Here is an 18,234-nt window from a genome sequence, read left to right as displayed (position 1 = left end):
TCAATATACTTTATATCGCTTAAGCTGCTTTATGGTCAGCTTTACTATTTTTTAGGTTGCTACTTTTTAACCTAGCTTTTTCATTAGCAATATGTGCTTCTTTGTCTATAACAAGATCCATAGGGTCAAAGTCATCAACATTAATCACAGATTTTCTCAATGCTTCAGTAGCAATTAAGTGTTCCGCTTCATCTTTATTAATTAACTGATTTTCAAGCGCTTGTTCAGCTACTTGATCTAAATTAATCATACGATAATGTTTACCGCTAGCTTTGCTTAAATCAGCAATAATTTTTTCACTCACTATCATATGCTTCAACGTCAACTCGAGTAATCCAAACGGGTTTTCTTTATCTTCACCTAAATATTGCCCTGCACCTAATCGTGTGCGCGCTGCAGAAGGGGCCTGCAATAATTGCGCAACTTGGTGATCGAGTATGTCTGAAGGTTTCTTCAAACTTGCGCCAAATGGGATGACAAGCAATTTAAATGCTTTTCCTAACATTGCATTTGGAAAGTTATCACAAACATCAATCATCGCTTGCTGACACTTAAACAAACTGTCTCTCATCGCCCAATGCAATAGTGGCAGGTCTTCTTGTTGTCGACCTTCATCTTGAAAACGTTTTAATGTCGCTGCGGCAAGATAAAGATAACTTAACATGTCTCCTAAACGCGCAGATACTCTTTCTTTTCGTTTTAAATCGCCGCCTAGAGACGCCATAGATAGATCCGAAAGAAGCGCCAAGTTTGAGCTAAAGCGAGTTATGTGTTTGTAGTATTTCATCGTACTGTCTTTAAATGGTGTGCCAATTAAGCGCCAACCACCAAACGAAAATGAAATCGAACGAACTAAATTTGAAATGGTAAATCCGATATGACCAAATAATGCTTCATCAAAGTCATGCAATGCTTCAGTAAAGTCATCGTTGTTTGCTGCTTCTAATTCTGCATAAACGTATGGATGACAGCGAATCGCGCCTTGACCGTATATGATCATGTTTCGGGTAAGAATATTCGCTCCTTCAACTGTGATCGCAATTGGAGCACCTTGATATCCTCGACCTAAATAATTGTTTGGACCTAAACAGATACCTTTGCCACCATGAATGTCCATAGCATCACTAATACAAGAACGCATTTTCTCTGTTAAATGATACTTACAAATCGCAGATACGACGGAAGGTTTCTCACCTAAGTCGATTGAACCTGTAGACATGGTAGTAACGGCGTCCATTAAATAAGCATTACCTCCAATACGGGCTAACGCTTCTTCAACACCTTCAAGTTTACCAATCGGTAGCTTGAACTGACGGCGTATACGACTGTATGCACCGGTTGCTAAAGCCATAGATTTCACGCCGCCTGCAGCGTTTGAAGGTAAGGTAATTGCTCTACCTACAGACAAACATTCAACCAGCATGCGCCATCCCTGACCAGCCATTTCTTTGCCACCGATAATAAAATCTAGTGGCACAAATATATCTTCGCCTTGGGTCGGACCGTTTTGGAACGGTACATTAAGAGGGAAGTGACGACGGCCAATTTTTATGCCATCAATATCTGTTGGAATTAATGCACAAGTAATGCCTAAATCTGTCTCTTTACCGATGAGATTTTCCGGATCGTATAATTTGAAAGCGAGACCAAGAATTGTTGCAACAGGGGCTAAGGTAATATAACGCTTATCCCAGGTTAAACGCATACCGATCACTTCTTCACCGTCGTATTCGCCTTTACAAACAACGCCAAAATCAGGGATCGCACCGGCATCAGAACCAGCTTCAGGGCTAGTTAAAGCGAAACAGGGAATTTCTTCACCGGTCGCTAATCTTGGTAAATAATGGTCTTGTTGTTCCTTAGTACCGTAATGCTGCAATAATTCTCCAGGTCCTAATGAGTTAGGTACACCAACGGTACTTGCTAAAACAATTGAACAGCCACTTAACTTTTGTAAAACACGCGATTGTGCATAGGCGCTAAATTCGAGGCCACCATATTGCTTTTTAATAATCATGGCGAAGAATTTATTATCTTTAAGGTACTGCCATACCTCTGGTGACAAGTCTGCTAGTTCGTGAGTTGTTTGCCAGTCGTCACATAATCGACAAACTTCTTCGACTGGGCCGTTAAGGAAGTCTTGCTCTTCTTTACTGAGTCTAGGTTGTGGATATTTGTGCAGCTTATCCCAGTTTGGGTCGCCTTTAAATAATTCTGCTTCAAACCAAGTTGTACCTGCGTTAAGAGCTTCTCGTTCTGTGCTCGACATTTGTGGCATTATTTTTTGAAATGCTCTAAGTAACTTTTCACTGATTAATTGCTGACGAAGGCTCGAAACATTGAGCGGAAGGGCAATTAAAAGAAAAATAATCCAACTAAATAAGCCGGTAAAATCAAAAAATGTACCGAGCAACATTAGCGCTGTATATACGGTAGTAAATACGCCTAAAGATGTGCGGTGATACGCTAAATAAAATGTCGCAGCTATCGATATAGCTAACCAAATTGAAAACTCCATAACTACTTCCTCGTACTACTTAAATCTTACAGGTCTGACCACTTAGTTAAAGCATAGACTGATACGGGTACAAATTCAATTAAAATTTTAACGAATTGTTTACATTAATTACCGACATAAATTATAGTTCAGCTATAGAATGTGTTACTTACTAATTTGCGTTAAGGATATGAAATGTGTGAACTGTTGGCGATGAGTGCCAATGTACCAACTGATATATGTTTTAGTTTTGCTGGATTGATGCAACGAGGCGGGAATACCGGGCCGCATAAAGACGGTTGGGGGATAACTTTTTATGAAGGTAAAGGTTGTCGAACATTTAAGGATCCGCAGCCTAGTCATCAATCTGAAATTGCTGATTTGGTTAGTAACTATCCAATAAAAAGCAAGGCGGTTGTTTGTCATATTCGCCAGGCAAATGCCGGTGCAGTTTGTCTAGAAAATACCCATCCTTTTACTCGCGAATTATGGGGAAGGAACTTTACCTATGCACATAATGGTCAGTTAGCGGGGTATAAAGAAGCATTATCGACCCACAAATTATTGTCGATTGGCAGCACGGACTCAGAACAAGCATTTGTTTGGATTTTAGAGCAGTTAAGGCTTAATTTTGGCGATCAAAGACCTGATGATTCCGCGCTATATCGATATTTAGGACAACTATCGCAACGTGTTGCCCGGTTTGGCGTGTTTAATTTGATTTTATCTGATGGTGAGTTTATTTTCGCTTATTGTGCGACTAAATTGCATTGGATAACCCGTCGAGCACCATTTGGACCTGCCAAGTTACTTGACGCTGATGTCGCCATAGATTTTAAGAAAGAAACTACAGAAAACGATATAGTGACAGTTATTGCCACCGAGCCATTAACCATAGATGAGCAATGGTTCAAAATGCAGCAAGGTAACTGGTTAGCTTTTGTCGGTGGTGAAATAGTAGGGCAGCCAGAAGCGATTATTTAACCTCAGATGTTGGTTCGACTTCGGCTTTAATCGTGTCATCTGTTACTGAAACTAGCTCGGCATGAAATTGCTTAAAGTCGCTCTCGTATAGATATAACTTTACCATTAAATAATTAAGTGACGGCGCGAACCAGACATAAGTCACTTGTTTACTGTCTGGTTTTTTTCGTTTAAGTTTGATTGCTTCAATATTGCCATAAGGCAACATTAAATCTTCTTTACCAATATATTCAAAATTATAATTTTTGATTTTTCCGTTGGTACTGATCACTTCAAAATTAAAGTTTTTGCGATTATTGATTAGATTAAAACGTGATTGAAGATGAAAGCTTAATTTACTTTGTAATCCTTCAGGCCATTCTACCTCTTGAGGTTTTGGTTTTTTCTTTTTTAAATTAGTTGCGGTTTTTTTAGCGTAATCGTAAGACCAGCCATAATACTTGTCTGAGCCAGTGCCTTCTCGACTTGAGATATAAAGTTTTGGAATAACAACACCGTCAACTACTTGATTGACCGTTTCTTCATTGCGGTGATCACTAAATATCATCCATTCAATATCAGTACGATAACTAAATTCGATATCGCCATTGTCTCTGGTTTTGAGTTTTCTGACCGCTTTACCTTTTATATCACCGCCATGGACAATGTTATATTTTGCGGTAAAGTCGTCAATTGCATTAACTACAGGAGCAGACTCAGCATGGGCAGTTAGAGCGAATGCGCTAACAATAATAAGGATTTTTTTAATAAATAATTTAGCCATAATATTCCTAGTATGGCTAAGATTTTGAATAAAACCATACTTAAGTTGCAAAAACAGTTATAAAAACTAAGTATGGTTTATTTAGTTAATTCAATTAACTAGCTAATTAATTGCTTTAACTGTCACTCGCATAGCCGTGCATTGGTAAACGCTTGTTGTCTAGCATGGCAGATTCTTCTGTCATCGTTAAGCGGTCTGAACAAAACCATTTAACCACCAAAGGGTATATTCTATGTTCTTGTTCATGCACTCGCATTGCTAAATCATCAGCGTTATCATTTTCGAATACAGGCACTTTTGCCTGTAAGATAACCGGTCCACCATCAAGTTCTTCTGTGACAAAGTGCACGCTAACACCGTGTTCGGTGTCGCCAGCGTCAATTGCTCGTTGATGAGTGTTTAAACCTTGATACTTAGGCAACAAAGAAGGGTGAATGTTCAATAATTTTCCTTCAAAATGTTGCACGAAGCTCGCTGTAAGTATTCGCATAAAGCCTGCAAGTACTACTAAATCTGGCTTGTAGCTATCGATAACGCTAATTAATTCTTGATCATAATCTTCACGGCTAGCAAACTCTTTGTGTGATAAAACACTCGAAGCAATATCATCATTCGCTGCTCTTTGCAGGCCGTATACGTCGGCCTTATTTGAAACAACGCCAACTACATTACCAGGAATTTGTTTGTCTTTGCAGGCATCGATAATCGCCTGCAAATTACTACCGTTTCCAGAAATTAATACAACAATTCGTTTGTCATTAGCCATGTTAGTTGATAACCACTTGTTCTTCATCATCGCTAGCTGCTTGGATTTCACCGATGTTCCAAGCTTTTTCGCCGTGGCTTGTTAAAATGTCGATACATTGCTGCGCTTTGTCTGCTGGAACAGCGATGATCATACCAACACCACAGTTAAAGGTACGGTACATTTCATGAGTAGTAATATTACCTTTCTCTTGTAACCAGTTGAAAATTTCAGGCCACTGCCAGCTATTACCATCAATTACTGCTTTGCTACCTTTCGGAAGTACACGTGGAATGTTTTCCCAAAAACCGCCACCAGTAATGTGAGATAAAGCATGTGCTTTCACTTCTTTCAACATTGCAAGTGTAGATTTTACGTAAATCTTAGTCGGCTCAAGTAAATGCTCGCCGATAGACTTATCACCTAACATTTCATTAGTGTCGGTATTGTTTACTTCTAATACTTTACGAATTAGTGAAAAACCGTTTGAATGAGGACCTGATGATGCAAGAGCAATTAGCACGTCGCCTTCACCAACTTGTGAACCATCAATTAGATTAGATTTTTCCGCTACGCCAGTACAGAAACCTGCGATGTCATAGTCACCTTGGTGATACATGCCTGGCATTTCAGCGGTTTCTCCACCAACAAGCGCACAACCTGATTGAATACAACCTTCAGCGATACCTTCGACAACAGACGAAGCTACATCAACATCAAGTTTTGCAGTTGCGTAATAGTCAAGAAAGTACAATGGCTCAGCACCAAGTACTAATAAATCATTTACACACATCGCAACTAAATCAATACCTACAGTGTCGTGCTTTTTAAGGTCAATTGCTAAACGTAGCTTAGTACCAACACCATCAGTACCAGAAATTAGAACTGGTTCTTTATAACCTGCTGGAATTTGACAAATAGCACCAAAGCCACCAATGCCACCCATAACCTCTGGACGAGTTGTTCTTTTTACAGCGCCTTTAATGTTTTCTACTAATGCATTACCTGCATCGATATCAACACCTGCATCTTTGTAACTTAGAGATTGTTTTTGCTCGCTCACGTTGAACCCTTAAAAATGTTTTGCGTATCTGAAATTGAAGATTTAATTCAAGTTTAGCTACTATACTAATAAAAATTGCGCCTATTCTAACAGCGCTGAGTCTGATATAAAATCTTTGTGAGAAAATATTTTCTTTTCTTGGTTAAATTCTTAACCTTTATGATAATATTTGCGTATGAATTATAAAAAATTACTCAAAAAAGCAGTTTTCTGCTGTGCATTAACTCTGAACCTTATTAGTTTTCAGACGGTCGCTGTAGAAGTGGCTAATTTATATACAGCGGAAGTTGTTCTTGATGACAGCAAGAATGCCAAAAGTAAGGCGAATCAAGTAGCACTTAAACGAGTGTTAATCAGATTGGCCGGAAGTGAGTTTGTTAATAGCAATGAACAGCTAAAAAAGGCATTGAAAAAACCGAATAGCTATTTAACTCAATTTAGTTATGGTGAGAAAAATGGCAATGCGGTGTTATTTGCTCAATTTGAAGAAGCAAAAATAAACCAACTTTTGCAAAGCGCCAAGGCTAGTATTTGGGGCAAACATCGTCCTATGATAACCATGTGGATGGTCGAAGAAAATGGGCTAGAAAGAGATATTGTTGCAGATTCATCGCAGGGCATAGCGAAACAGGTGATTGTAGAAGTTGCCAAACGCAGAGGGTTGCCACTTAATTTACCATTGATGGACTTATCCGATTCTATGGCGATCACGGTTGGTGATGTTTGGGGCCGTTTTGAAGAAAATATAAAAAAAGCGTCTAAACGTTATCAAGCGGAAGCCATCGCTGTAATTCGATTATCGAATACGAGTTTAGTGAATAATACGAATGAACAATGTGGATCAAATCCTGGATGTCAAAAAAGCGAATATGCAATCGATTGGCATGTCTTTAACAACGGTGAAATGTATACCAATAGTTTTTCAGGTAATGATCGCCAAAAGTTGATATCTAAAGCCATGACAGATATGGCGGAATCTTTGCACCAGAAAAACTCCTATGTTTTTGATGGCAGTGCAGAAAATGTATTTGATGTGGAAATTGTTAATATAGATTCGATGATTAAGTTTGTTGAGATCAAGCAGTTTTTGAATGATTTGACCTTAGTTAGTGATGTGAAGTTAATTAAAGTTGCTGGCACGAAAATGGTGTTTAGATTGGAGTTGCTTGCGAGTGTTAATGCAATTAAGCAAGCATTACAATTGGAAAAATCACTAGATACAAATAACGATTACTTTGACAGTTCATCAGAAGTACGTTTAATCGATGGTGATAATGCGCAAAGCTATACCTGGAAAGGTTAATGACTAAAATTTCTCAACTGCCATTGGCAGTTCATCTACCTGATGATGAAACATTTGAAAGCTTTTATAGCATTGATAGCGGGGCTATCTCTGGTCAGCTAAAAGCATTTATTAATAAACCAGCGGTTACTACCAATGGTTTTTATTTGTTTGGTCAACAGGGCGTCGGTAAGTCACATTTATTGCATGCAAGCTGTGCTTATGCTTCGGAAATGAAACTGACGTCTCTATGTCTGTCTTTCTCTGAATTAAAACAATTATCAGTCGAATTACTTGATGGGTTGGAACAGTTTGATCTGATCTGCTTAGACGATTTGCAATTAATTGCAGGAAATAACGAGTGGCAGCAGGCGGTATTTGATTTGTATAATAGGGTGATTGAACAAGACAAAAAGCTCATTATTGCAGGTAACAACCCTTCAAATAGTTTGCTTATCACCTTACCAGACCTTGAATCAAGAATTGGCTGGGGTTTTACTGAGCAAATTAAGCCATTAGCAGATGAAGATAAAATTAAAGCAATTCAAGTTCGGTCAAAATTACGTGGTATAGAACTAAATGATGAAACTGCTAAGTTTTTGTTAAATCGGTTATCTCGAGATATGAATAGCTTAATCAAAGGATTAGATACACTAGATAAAGCGTCGATTACAGCTCAACGAAAAATTACCATTCCTTTTATTAAAGACGTTCTGTTTTAACATGACATAGGGTTAAAAAGAATTTTAGAGTTGAAAAAGACTTTATTGTATAAAAGCAAAAGCCGGCTAAATGAGCCGGCTTTTATTTTCTAGTTCACTAATTTAATGAAACATTTAGTGAAACTTAGGTAAAGCGATTTGGTGATGCGCTTGTTTACGAACTCTAGGAATGCGCTTATTAATAAACTCCGGGTTGGTTGGTTTAGCCTGTAATGAATTTGTTCCTGAGTTCATTATCTCAAGAGTATCAACCCATCGTAAGTCTGTGTCTAATAATTGTGGTGTCGGTAGGTTGGCACTGTCAGCGTTTGCTTCATTCAATAGCTCCATCGCTGTGAAGTTTGCTCTAACACGTATGCCATCAACTTCAACACGACCTCGTTGACCCCAGTCAACAATATAACCAGTATCAGCGGTTCCTGTAACGGCTACATCACGAAAGATAGAGTAACGGTAAGACATCATCAGTTCTTCAAATAACATTGCTAAATCTTCGCGCTCTGAACTATAGCTGTAAAATTCGTTCGCAACATCACTTAAAAAGAAACCTGTGATGTCTGCTGGCAAGTAAGCTTTTTGAGTGCTTGATGGGTCTTCACCACGATAACGTACATCAGCAATTTCATCTAATTCTGTGCTCGATTTAGGGTACATTCGAGTGAGTTCATCCGAAATTTCATCTTCTTCAACTGCAGCTTGGAAGAAAATGAAACTGTCAGGGTATGTTCCCCATTCAGCACTTGGTAAATAGTCATTAGCATGAGCTAATTCATGATAAAGCAAGCTTGCTAGGTCAACATTAATATCTTCTAAGTTTCGATTTAGGCGATATTCAGGAGGGTAATAGAATGAAGCCCAATCGTTGTCTTTAACGTAGCGCCAGCGCGTTGAAAATTGCAATTCATTGCCAAAATTCGAACGATAATCAGGTGCTTCATTAATGGTGTCGCGTTCGTCTGCCGTTAACCATAAATCATTTGGATCAAGGTAGATTGCTCCTGTACCAGGCCAATAGAAGGAAGGTCTTATATCATAAGAGATAACGATAGCAGTAGTCGCGCGAAGCATGTTTTTGAAGTCATCATTATTATCAAATGCTTGTAAATACTCTCTAAATCGAGCACCCATCCAATCATGAGATACAACCACGCGGTCCATTACTTGATCTATTGTCGGTGTTTCGCCCGATGTTTCCGCACCAAGTGACGGTAAGGTGCTGAGACGGCATAAATTTGTACTATTGTTTTCGTCCCAAGTTAACCCCATTGAATATACACAAAAAGCGATGTTATCGGCATACTGCGAGTCATTGTTGTAAGCATAAACAGTTGCTAGTGCATTATCATCTAAAACGTCTTCAAATAAAGAGTCTGATGGCACGGGGTCAGTATCTTCAACTAATATGGTGACAATATCAGTAATTGTTTCGCCATTGTCAGTAGCACTAACTTCAATTTCGATAACTTCATCTTGAAATACTTCAGGCGCATCAAATATAACGATTTCTGAGGTTATGTTTTCATTATCAAAGTCTACACTAGGACCTGAAATTTGTTGCCACTGTATGGTGTCAACATCAATATCATCAGCGACAAAGGCACGTAAAGAAACACCATTATTTTCAACGACTGCGTGACCTAACTTACCAATGATTCTCGGTGTTGCTCCACTGGCACTAAAGTTAATTTCTTGTGATGATTGACTGCCGCCGTCTAAATAATTAACGGTAAAGCTATAATCTCCTGAGTCAGGAACAGTAAATGAAATAACTTTTGTTTTTGCCGTTAATAATTCAACGGCAGGGCCAGACGTTTGTTGCCATTGTATATCAGAGATGTCAGCGCTTGGATCGTGAAGAACTAGATCTACAGAGCCACCAGGAGCATACGTTTGATCAGGAGTACTTATAGTACCATCAGGAGAACTACCTCCACAGCCTGTTAATAACAAGGCCGACAGGCTTAGAGCGATTAAATTGTATTTCATTGTTTCTTACCTTAATACAGCTAATTTTAACGTTTTTATTTTTATATTATTTATGTATCTTTATTTTTCGTCTTTCTTTTTTTCAAACCTAAGCCGAGCTCTTGACCTCGGTACTTCGAATAATATGACCCGGCGAAGAACATTAAACTTGCAAAAATCAATTCTACGATAGCATAAATTCTTTCGTCAGCTGAGACCCAAAGCGTTGTAAGCGAGTGTAGAAAGTAAATCATCACAACAAAATTTGCCCAGGCAAATGTATAGGGATTACCTTTGATTATGCCTCTTAATGGAAATAATAAAGGTAAGGTAAACATGACTAACGAGAGAGTAGGCGATAGACCTTCACTTGGATGTAAAACCAAAAGCCATAACGGCATGAAAATTAATAAACCTAGGTAGCCTACTTGCGCCATTTTTCGCAAGGTTTGTGTACTAAATGTTTGCTCTTTCATTGAGATTTTATTTACCCTAAAAGTGCAAGTACATTTTCTGGCGGACGGCCAATACACGCTTTGCCACTGCCAACCACAATCGGTCGCTCGATAAGTTTAGGTGTCGCTATCATGGCGGCAACTAATTGTTCTCGGGTTAATGACTCATCTGCTAAATTCTGTTCTTTATACTCTGTTTCTTTAACTCGCATTAATTGACGAGGCTCAATCGATAGCAGTGTCAAAATATTTTCTATTGTTGCAGCCGTAGGCGGAGTTTTTAAATACTCAATAATCGTTACATCACAACTTTTCTCTTCAATCAGTTGCAATGTTTGTCGGCTCTTTGAGCAACGAGGATTATGGTAAATCGTTAATTCAGTCATTAAGTGTTCCTATATTATTTCTTTTTGAGTTGTGCGTCGTCATTGATTAAAGGCGCTTTAACTCATCCTCTTTTTCTTGAAATTGTAAAATTCTTGCTTTAATACGCTTTTGCATTAACGATTTTTTAGGCGAAAAGTTATAAGCGGTTTGCAGTTCATCGATAGCTTGTGAATATAACCCTAAGAGTGCATATACTTCAGCTTTTTGTGAATGCATTGGTGCCATTTTCTTCTGCCCTTCGTAAGCATCAGTCAGCAATTGGTTGGCTAAGAAATGATCTTTATGAACGATAATGAAGTCCATCAATAAGTCAGCCGACAATTTGTATTCTTTCGCTTCCAATGCAGCGTTTGCATAATTTAATGTGATTACCTGATTATTTGGCATGATGGTATTGAGGTCGCCAAGCTTAGCCAATATTTCTTTAAATCTTTTTTGTCCTATATAAACATCAGTTAGGCCATCAAGATAAAACAAGTTGCGGCTATCTTGCGCCAATAATTCTTTTAGTATTAATTCTGATTCTTGGTATTGCTTATCGTCAAGCAACGCTAAAGCTAAACCATATTGTGCTGCCTGCTTAATCTTATATTGCTTCTTACGAAGCATGCTGCGATAAACCGTTATTATATCGCCTTTTTGATTACCATAACGAACACTTATACGAGCTTTTGCTAATTCAAATGATAAATTTGCTGGTAATAGTCGAGCAGGGTACATTTGTGCTCGGTTACGTATGTCTGTAATACGAGATTCTGGTAATGGGTGAGTTAACAGCATCGCAGGTGGCTTCGATGTATAGCGATATTGGTCTGCCATTTTTCGAAAGAAGTTTGGTGCGCCGTTTGGATCGTAGCCACTATTAACCAAGATAGACATGCCAACTCGGTCAGCTTCTTTTTCGTTGCTGCGGGTGTAGTTGATAGAGGCTTGTTGACCAGCAGCCATAGTTGTACTTAGTGCTGCAAACCCAGCTTGCGGATTTACTAAGGCTAATAGTACGCCGGTGACCATTCCTGCTACGGTCAATGGCGAATTGTTAGCTTGCGCTTCCATCTTTCTCGCCAAGTGACGTTGGGTAACGTGAGCAATCTCATGGGATAAAACTGACGCTAATTCACTTTCCGTTTCAGCACTCATTATTAAGCCAGAATGTACACCGATATGACCGGCAAAGAATGCGAAAGCGTTTAATTCTGAATTATTAAGCATAAAGAAGTGAAACTTATAGTTTACATCATCAGCACCCAATAATAGATTGTTGCCCAAATTATTAAGATACTCAGCTAACACCGGATCTTGAATGATAGGTTGCGAGGCTCGAACTGAGCGCATCATAGCATCGCCATATAGTCTTTCTTTATCGAGTGATAACGTACTTACCGCAGCGGTACCTATATCGGGTAGTTGGTTTTTCTGTTCCGCCATCATTTCGGCGGCCGTGGCCGTAACGTTAATGTAAAATGCGCAAAAAGTGAATGTAAGAGCTTTAAAAAGGGAATGCTTCATGTAACGTATAAATACCTGAAATAAAAATAAAGAATAATCTATTGTTATAAGAGTGCGTTATAAAGCAAAAGTTGCATTTTTACTTTATAAAAAAAACGCCGCAAATATAAAACTATAGTTTGCTTGATACACATGATTTTTACAAGTTGATAAACTAGGTATTTATTTAAAGTTATGTTGTTGGTAGAATTTCGCTCAGACCTCGGAGCCGAGCGTGATAAAATCAATGGTTATTTCTAAAGAATATGATGCAAGGCATGAAAAATGTCCTCTACCACTAATAAAAACCAAGTTGTTGTTAAAGCAACTTGAAGATGGTCAGCTTATGCGTGTTTTGATTGGCGATAGCGGTTCTTATACTGACATACCAAAATTCTTATCATCCAAAAACATACAGTTCAAACTGGGAGTTTTAAAAGATGATAGCACTGAAATAATAATAACTAAGAGTGAACTTTAATGATTCAATATATAGTCAACTGGTATAAAGAAAAGTTTTCAGACCCACATGTTGTAAGTCTCTCTCTGATTATACTTGTCCTCTTTCTGGTTATTTTCTTTTTTGGCAACTTATTAATGCCGGTGATTGTTGCCACTGTATTGGCATTTTTATTAGAAAAACCCGTTCAAAGCGTGGCAAATATGGGCTTAAGTCGTTCCAAATCAGTAATGATTGTTATGCTTATTTTTGTCACAGTTTGTATGGTGTTAATTCTTGGTGTATTACCAGTGTTATGGCAACAAACGTCAACGTTGATCAGTGAAGTGCCTAACATGTTGTCTAAAGGTAATGAGTTTTTATTAACCCTGCCAGAACGTTACCCGGAGTTGATTCAAGGTGAACAGATAGTTTCGATTATCGAATCTATAAAAGCGAAATTATTAGAATGGGGCGAGCTGATCTTAGCAGGTTCACTTAATTCGATTTCAAATATAGTGGCATTACTCATCTATCTTATTTTAGTGCCGCTAATGGTGTTCTTTTTCTTAAAAGATAAAGAAGACATGCTCAATAATGCCAAAACATTTTTACCAAAGGAAAGCCGTTTAACTCGTCAAGTCGGTTCGGAAATGTATCTGCAAATACACAATTACATTCGCGGTAAAGTTATAGAGATATTGATCATTGGACTTGCCAGCACAATTGCGTTTGTGGCGTTAGATTTACGCTATGCGGTATTACTCGGTGCATTAGTTGGTTTGTCGGTGCTAGTACCTTATGTTGGTGCGGCAATTGTAACAGTACCTGTCGTACTAGTTGGCTTATTCCAATGGGGATTAAGTGCTGAATTTGGCTATGTCATGCTTGCCTACGGTATTATTCAAGTAATTGACGGCAATATATTAGTCCCACTATTATTCTCTGAGGCGGTTAACTTACATCCGGTTGCAATCATCATAGCGGTGATTATATTTGGCGGATTGTGGGGCTTTTGGGGAGTGTTTTTTGCCATTCCTTTAGCAACACTGGTTAAAGCCGTTGTTAATGCATGGCCAGAGAGTAGAGAAGTTGAAGCAGTTTAAACTGTAGACCGTTTATTAATCGATATTGCTTTGCTTTTTAAGTCAAAGGTGCAATATAAAAAAATGTTATTTGCTAATTAAGCAAATAACATCTTAATGAGTTCATTAGAATTAAAATTCCAACTATAGTTGGGCGTTTAATTCAGTAAGTGCTTCAATGACCACTTCATGATGATTTTTAGTTTTAAATTTATTAAATACTTTACTAATTTTTCCATCTAAACCAACCAAAAAGCTTAAACGGTGTATACCGTCATACTCTCTACCCATAAACTTTTTCAGGCCCCAAACGCCAAAGTCGTCTGCAACGCTGTGGTCAACATCCGATAATAAATCAAAATTTAGTTCATCTCGTAAACAAAATTTATCCAATCGCTTTACTTCGTCTGGACTAATGCCAAAAACAACAGTGTTGAGTTGCTCAAGCTCAGCTTTACTGTCTCTCAAACCTTGAGCTTGTATGGTACAACCCGGTGTCATAGCTTTAGGATAGAAGTAAACTAATACCTGTTTTTTGCCAATATAATCCGCTAATGAAATATCTTTTCCATCTTGGTTTTGTAATGTAAATAAAGGTGCTTTATCACCAACGTTTAAAGTATTCATATGTAACCTTTAATGTTATTTTTTAGTCGGCCAAAGCATACTGTTTTGAACCGATACGAGCGTGCTAATATTATTTACCATTGCTTTAGTAACTTTACCTATTGCGGTAGAGGCTAAAGAATGTGTCATTGCTTATCTGTGATATTTTCAGAGTTATTTTTGCGGTTATTGTAATCAGAAAATTGAGGGATTGACAGTTGATTGCAATATTTTCAATTAAATGTCCAATTAATGCCTTTTAATATGGGGTAAACCTTGTGTTTATAATTGATGACAAGTACCATTAAACGCATTTTTAAAATTAGCAAAATATGATTGCAAGCTTGAAACTTATTGGCTCAAAACGAGTCGTAATTATTAAGCTGAGATTTTGGTTAAAATAAACACCAAAACAATCTATAAAAATAATTTAAACCAATTACAAAATTGGTATTGGCTATATTTCTCTGGAGTTTTAATGAGTCGCCGTATTTTTTTCTATTCTTTATTAGCACTTTCGCTTTGTGCTTGTAGTAATGTTGGAACACGTAAGCAAGCTAAAGGTAGCTTTGACTATGTTGATTTACAACCTCAAAAACCATTTAACGTACCTAGTGATTTAACAAAGCCAGCTGAGCAAGAGCTATACAAAATTCCTGAAGTTACTGGCGAAGCAGGGCCGATTGGCGATAAAGTTGATGTTAGAGCACCCGCGCTAGTATTACCACTTGCATCAGGTAGTCGACTCGATGAGTTTGATAAAACCGCTGCGATTTGGTATGACAAAATTGATGACGATCGAGATCTACGTGAACAAGTAATCAAGGCTATAACTGATTACTTGGCGACTGAAAACGTAGGATTTGTCAATGCAAACCCAGAGCAAAACACTTGGGAATCGGATTGGTTCCATATTGAACAAGAAAGCGGTTATTTGTTTTGGAAGAGTATCGATATGACAGAAAGCTGGCGATTTAAATACTCTTTCGTCACTAAGCCCCATGGTCGCAGCATCGGTTTAAATGTTGAACTTGTGGATTACATGTTTACTGATGAAAAAGGTTCAACTAAGAAGATCGACCCGATTGAGCAACAACGTGTCGAAATGGGCATGATTAATGCTATTACTGCGCAACTAGATTATCAATATCGCGTTAATAACAAAGCTGATAGAGATGCAAGAGCTAGCATGGTTATAGTTACTGTTGGTGAATCGCCTAGTCAACAGCCTGCGTATATTATTGAATACCCAATTGATGACTTATGGGAATACATCCCAGGATTCTTTGAAGAATATAATTTTGAAGTGACTGATTTAAATAGAGATAGAAACTTCTTTGAAGTGAATTATACTCGAGTTGATTCAAGCCTTTGGGATGAAATCTGGGGCGATGCTGCGCCAGTAGTTGCGCTAGATTCTGGTGTATATAAGTTCAAACTAATAAAAATTAGTGACGAACAAACTGCGCTAGTAATTACTGATGATCAAGGTACATTGGTCACTAAAGAACAGCTTGAAGAGAACTTTGACGTGATGGGCGAGGCTCTTTCATTTAGATAAGAGCTCGATTAATTGTTAATTGCTATCTAGTTTTATCACTAATTAATAAAAAGATGCACCAGTTGGTGCATCTTTTTTTATGGCACTATTTCGTTAGTGATTCGAAAACTTGTTAGACAATTAATGAAGAAAGTTGAGACTAAGCTTGTTGTCTTTTTTTGCGAGCAAGAAATTTATCTATTGAACGAGCAACAGCAAAGAAACCAAAGCTTGCGGTAACATGCGTTGCCGCACCAAAACCACCACTGCAATCTAAACGAACGCCACCACTATTACTTTGCTTAGCATGGCAAACACTGCCATCGCTATTGGGATATATTAATTGCTCGGTTGAAAACACCGCATCGATAGAAAATTTACGTTTCACATTTCTTGGGAAATTATGGTCACGTCTCAATTGATTTTTAACTTTTGCTAGCAATGGATCTTGATAGGTTTTGCTAAGATCTGTGATTTCTATCTTAGTTGGATCGATTTGACCACCAGCACCGCCTATGACCATTAATGGAATTTTGTTACGGCGACAATGTGCAATTAAAGCTGTTTTAACCTGAACTGAATCAATCGCGTCAATGACATAATCAAAATTATTTGCCATTAATTCTGCTAAGTTTTCTAAGGTAATAAAGTCTTCAACTTGGTTAACCTTACAATCTGGATTGATTTGTAAGATCCTATTGTTCATTACTTCAACTTTGGATTCACCAATAGTATCGGTCAATGCATGGATTTGTCGATTAATATTACTAACGCAAATATCATCTAAATCAATCAGCGTAATTTCGCCAACGCCATTGCGAGCTAATGCTTCAGCTACCCAAGAGCCGACACCTCCGATACCAATCACACAATAATGACTGTTTTTTAAGTGTTGGGCACCAACAACGCCATAAAGACGCTCAATACCGCCAAACCGTAATTGATAATCGGACATAGAATTAGAACTTAATTGAATAACGAATAATAGGCGGCATTATAAAGCCGAAATAGGCACGATGCTAGTTGGGAAAAGCAATTGGCCTAAATTATTGAGTTAAAAGCGTTAAGTAAACTACTTAGTAGGCCGGCATAGTCACCGTAAACTCAGTATATTTTTCGTCTATGATTTTAAAACTGATCTGTCCCTTTTGCACGTCAGTCATCAGCTTAGCCGAGTATGCGCCTAAACCTGAGCCTCTAATGTGGTTTGAAGTAGAGTATTTTTCAAATAATGTATCGCGCAATTCTTTAGGGATAACACCGGTATTGGTTAACTTGAACTCAATTTGTTCGCCTATTTCGCTAATACTAATATGTATATCTTCGTTATCTGGTGATGCTTCTACAGAGTTTTTTATTAAATTATTAAAAATCGATAAACAAAGTAATTCTTCAGCATCCATATAAGTGTTTTGATGTGCAGATTCTAACTTAAACGTAATGTTCTTTTTCGTTGCCAGCGAATGTACGGCCTTCATTGCTTTATCGACTAAATTATTTAAGTCGACCATATCTGGGTTTATTGGATAGGTGCCGTTTTCTATTTTAAATATGTCTAAGGTATTGTTGATCATATTCAATACGTTGGTAACCGATTCTTCAATTGATTTTGACGCCTGTTTGTCGGCTATTTTAGGTAACTCAAACAAAATAACACCTAACGGTCCTTTTAAATCGTGATGAGTTAACTTTTCAATATCTTCACGAAGTTGTGCATTTTCGACCAACGTTGCGACTTGCTTGGTTAGTGCTTGTCTGTTTTGGCGCAATGTCACATGGGTTAAAACACGTGCTTTAAGGATCTCTGGTTGCAAAGGTTTAGTGATATAGTCTACCGCGCCTAAGTTAAAGCCTTTGGTGATATCAGCAACCTCTGCTTTAGCGGTTAAAAATATAACAGGTATATCCTTTGTGTTTTCGTTTCGTTTTAATTCTGCACAGGTTTCATAACCATCAAGCTCAGGCATCATAATATCAAGTAAAATAAGGTCGATATTACTATCGGCTTGAGCTATTTTTATGGCAATCTTGCCGTTAGTTGCTGCTTTTACTTTATAATTTTCTTTTAGTAAAGCCGACGCTAAATCAATATTTCCGGGTTCATCATCAACGACTAAAATTGTAGGCTTGTTTTCATTATTCATAAAAGTGAACGTATCCGCTTTATTGCTTATTAGATGGTGGTAATTAGCTGCGTTTATTACGACTATATA

The 18,234-nt window shown here is 37.8% G+C and carries 17 protein-coding genes; 6 read left to right on the top strand and 11 right to left on the bottom strand.

The features are described from left to right. Window positions 1-19: 19 nt before the first annotated feature. Window positions 20-2,518 carry an acyl-CoA dehydrogenase FadE gene (fadE, locus tag LT090_RS09500; protein WP_068545488.1) on the bottom strand — a complete coding sequence of 833 codons (2,499 nt, stop codon included), beginning with the start codon at window positions 2,516-2,518 and terminating at the stop codon, window positions 20-22. A 174-nt stretch (window positions 2,519-2,692) separates the two neighbouring features. Between fadE and LT090_RS09495 the strand changes: the two genes are divergently transcribed. Beyond that, on the top strand, window positions 2,693-3,481 hold the full coding sequence (locus tag LT090_RS09495; protein WP_068545489.1) for a class II glutamine amidotransferase: 789 nt from the start codon (window positions 2,693-2,695) through the stop codon (window positions 3,479-3,481). On the opposite strand, the gene LT090_RS09490 is transcribed toward LT090_RS09495, so the two are convergent. The 3 genes from LT090_RS09490 to purM all read right to left on the bottom strand — a co-directional run bounded on the left by LT090_RS09490 (window position 3,474) and on the right by purM (window position 6,052). Then, window positions 3,474-4,244: a DUF3108 domain-containing protein gene (locus LT090_RS09490; protein ID WP_068545490.1), complete on the bottom strand. Its 771-nt coding sequence runs from the start codon at window positions 4,242-4,244 to the stop codon at window positions 3,474-3,476. The two genes, LT090_RS09495 and LT090_RS09490, sit on opposite strands and share 8 nt — an antisense overlap. Window positions 4,245-4,359: 115 nt before the next feature. After that, the gene (purN, locus tag LT090_RS09485; RefSeq protein WP_068545581.1) at window positions 4,360-5,010 is read right to left on the bottom strand and encodes a phosphoribosylglycinamide formyltransferase; all 651 of its coding nucleotides are present in this window, start codon (window positions 5,008-5,010) and stop codon (window positions 4,360-4,362) included. 1 nt (window position 5,011) lies between these two features. After that, window positions 5,012-6,052, bottom strand: coding sequence for a phosphoribosylformylglycinamidine cyclo-ligase (gene purM / locus LT090_RS09480; protein WP_068545491.1), 1,041 nt, complete (start codon window positions 6,050-6,052; stop codon window positions 5,012-5,014). 175 nt (window positions 6,053-6,227) lie between these two features. Here purM and LT090_RS09475 point away from each other — a divergent pair, with 175 nt between their 5' ends. Both LT090_RS09475 and hda read left to right on the top strand, forming a co-directional pair. After that, window positions 6,228-7,355: a DUF2066 domain-containing protein gene (locus LT090_RS09475; RefSeq protein ID WP_068545492.1), complete on the top strand. Its 1,128-nt coding sequence runs from the start codon at window positions 6,228-6,230 to the stop codon at window positions 7,353-7,355. Further along, window positions 7,355-8,056, top strand: a complete 702-nt coding sequence (gene hda, locus LT090_RS09470; RefSeq protein ID WP_068545493.1) for a DnaA regulatory inactivator Hda — start codon at window positions 7,355-7,357, stop codon at window positions 8,054-8,056. Before LT090_RS09475 ends, hda begins: the two co-directional genes overlap by 1 nt. 114 nt (window positions 8,057-8,170) lie before the next feature. On the opposite strand, the gene LT090_RS09465 is transcribed toward hda, so the two are convergent. Genes LT090_RS09465 through bepA form a run of 4 tightly spaced genes read right to left on the bottom strand, consistent with a single transcriptional unit; the run spans window position 8,171 to window position 12,372 of the window. After that, entirely contained in the window at window positions 8,171-10,042 is a 1,872-nt protein-coding gene (locus tag LT090_RS09465; RefSeq protein ID WP_068545494.1) for a hypothetical protein, read from the bottom strand. A 50-nt stretch (window positions 10,043-10,092) separates the two neighbouring features. Next, a complete protein-coding gene (locus LT090_RS09460) occupies window positions 10,093-10,497 on the bottom strand; it encodes a DUF2069 domain-containing protein (RefSeq protein ID WP_068545495.1) in 405 nt (134 codons plus the stop codon). Between the two features lie 11 nt (window positions 10,498-10,508). After that, window positions 10,509-10,862 (bottom strand): arsenate reductase (glutaredoxin), encoded by a 354-nt coding sequence (arsC, locus tag LT090_RS09455; protein ID WP_068545496.1) that lies wholly within the window; start codon window positions 10,860-10,862, stop codon window positions 10,509-10,511. 46 nt (window positions 10,863-10,908) lie between these two features. Beyond that, window positions 10,909-12,372, bottom strand: a complete 1,464-nt coding sequence (gene bepA / locus LT090_RS09450; protein ID WP_068545497.1) for a beta-barrel assembly-enhancing protease — start codon at window positions 12,370-12,372, stop codon at window positions 10,909-10,911. A 214-nt stretch (window positions 12,373-12,586) separates the two neighbouring features. Here bepA and LT090_RS09445 point away from each other — a divergent pair, with 214 nt between their 5' ends. Both LT090_RS09445 and LT090_RS09440 read left to right on the top strand, forming a co-directional pair. Further along, entirely contained in the window at window positions 12,587-12,832 is a 246-nt protein-coding gene (locus LT090_RS09445; protein WP_082897088.1) for a sulfurtransferase TusA family protein, read from the top strand. Beyond that, window positions 12,832-13,896, top strand: a complete 1,065-nt coding sequence (locus LT090_RS09440; protein WP_068545498.1) for an AI-2E family transporter — start codon at window positions 12,832-12,834, stop codon at window positions 13,894-13,896. Before LT090_RS09445 ends, LT090_RS09440 begins: the two co-directional genes overlap by 1 nt. A 123-nt stretch (window positions 13,897-14,019) precedes the next feature. Here the strand turns inward: LT090_RS09440 and bcp are convergent, their stop codons facing one another. Then, window positions 14,020-14,502 (bottom strand): thioredoxin-dependent thiol peroxidase, encoded by a 483-nt coding sequence (gene bcp / locus LT090_RS09435; protein WP_068545499.1) that lies wholly within the window; start codon window positions 14,500-14,502, stop codon window positions 14,020-14,022. A gap of 457 nt (window positions 14,503-14,959) precedes the next feature. Here bcp and bamC point away from each other — a divergent pair, with 457 nt between their 5' ends. Further along, complete coding sequence (bamC, locus tag LT090_RS09430) at window positions 14,960-16,042, top strand: outer membrane protein assembly factor BamC (protein ID WP_070795937.1); 1,083 nt, start codon at window positions 14,960-14,962, stop codon at window positions 16,040-16,042. Window positions 16,043-16,181: 139 nt separating this feature from the next. On the opposite strand, the gene tcdA is transcribed toward bamC, so the two are convergent. After that, window positions 16,182-16,976 (bottom strand): tRNA cyclic N6-threonylcarbamoyladenosine(37) synthase TcdA, encoded by a 795-nt coding sequence (tcdA, locus tag LT090_RS09425; RefSeq protein ID WP_068545501.1) that lies wholly within the window; start codon window positions 16,974-16,976, stop codon window positions 16,182-16,184. Between the two features lie 121 nt (window positions 16,977-17,097). Further along, window positions 17,098-18,165 carry a hybrid sensor histidine kinase/response regulator gene (locus LT090_RS09420; RefSeq protein WP_068545502.1) on the bottom strand — a complete coding sequence of 356 codons (1,068 nt, stop codon included), beginning with the start codon at window positions 18,163-18,165 and terminating at the stop codon, window positions 17,098-17,100. Between the last annotated feature and the right edge of the window lie 69 nt (window positions 18,166-18,234).

Origin of the sequence: Thalassotalea crassostreae (genome assembly GCF_001831495.1) — a bacterium.
Lineage (GTDB): Bacteria > Pseudomonadota > Gammaproteobacteria > Enterobacterales > Alteromonadaceae > Thalassotalea_A > Thalassotalea_A crassostreae.
This window is presented reverse-complemented; position numbering and strand designations above follow the sequence as displayed.

Excerpts from the sequence above, each read along its gene's own strand:
- fadE (WP_068545488.1), bottom strand. The coding sequence starts at position 2,518 with ATGGAGTTTTCAATTTGGTTAGCTATATCGATAGCTGCGACATTTTAT.
- LT090_RS09495 (WP_068545489.1), top strand. The coding sequence starts at position 2,693 with ATGTGTGAACTGTTGGCGATGAGTGCCAATGTACCAACTGATATATGT.
- LT090_RS09490 (WP_068545490.1), bottom strand. The coding sequence starts at position 4,244 with ATGGCTAAATTATTTATTAAAAAAATCCTTATTATTGTTAGCGCATTC.
- purN (WP_068545581.1), bottom strand. The coding sequence starts at position 5,010 with ATGGCTAATGACAAACGAATTGTTGTATTAATTTCTGGAAACGGTAGT.
- LT090_RS09475 (WP_068545492.1), top strand. The coding sequence starts at position 6,228 with ATGAATTATAAAAAATTACTCAAAAAAGCAGTTTTCTGCTGTGCATTA.
- hda (WP_068545493.1), top strand. The coding sequence starts at position 7,355 with ATGACTAAAATTTCTCAACTGCCATTGGCAGTTCATCTACCTGATGAT.
- LT090_RS09465 (WP_068545494.1), bottom strand. The coding sequence starts at position 10,042 with ATGAAATACAATTTAATCGCTCTAAGCCTGTCGGCCTTGTTATTAACA.
- LT090_RS09460 (WP_068545495.1), bottom strand. The coding sequence starts at position 10,497 with ATGAAAGAGCAAACATTTAGTACACAAACCTTGCGAAAAATGGCGCAA.
- arsC (WP_068545496.1), bottom strand. The coding sequence starts at position 10,862 with ATGACTGAATTAACGATTTACCATAATCCTCGTTGCTCAAAGAGCCGA.
- bepA (WP_068545497.1), bottom strand. The coding sequence starts at position 12,372 with ATGAAGCATTCCCTTTTTAAAGCTCTTACATTCACTTTTTGCGCATTT.
- LT090_RS09440 (WP_068545498.1), top strand. The coding sequence starts at position 12,832 with ATGATTCAATATATAGTCAACTGGTATAAAGAAAAGTTTTCAGACCCA.
- bcp (WP_068545499.1), bottom strand. The coding sequence starts at position 14,502 with ATGAATACTTTAAACGTTGGTGATAAAGCACCTTTATTTACATTACAA.
- bamC (WP_070795937.1), top strand. The coding sequence starts at position 14,960 with ATGAGTCGCCGTATTTTTTTCTATTCTTTATTAGCACTTTCGCTTTGT.
- tcdA (WP_068545501.1), bottom strand. The coding sequence starts at position 16,976 with ATGTCCGATTATCAATTACGGTTTGGCGGTATTGAGCGTCTTTATGGC.
- LT090_RS09420 (WP_068545502.1), bottom strand. The coding sequence starts at position 18,165 with ATGAATAATGAAAACAAGCCTACAATTTTAGTCGTTGATGATGAACCC.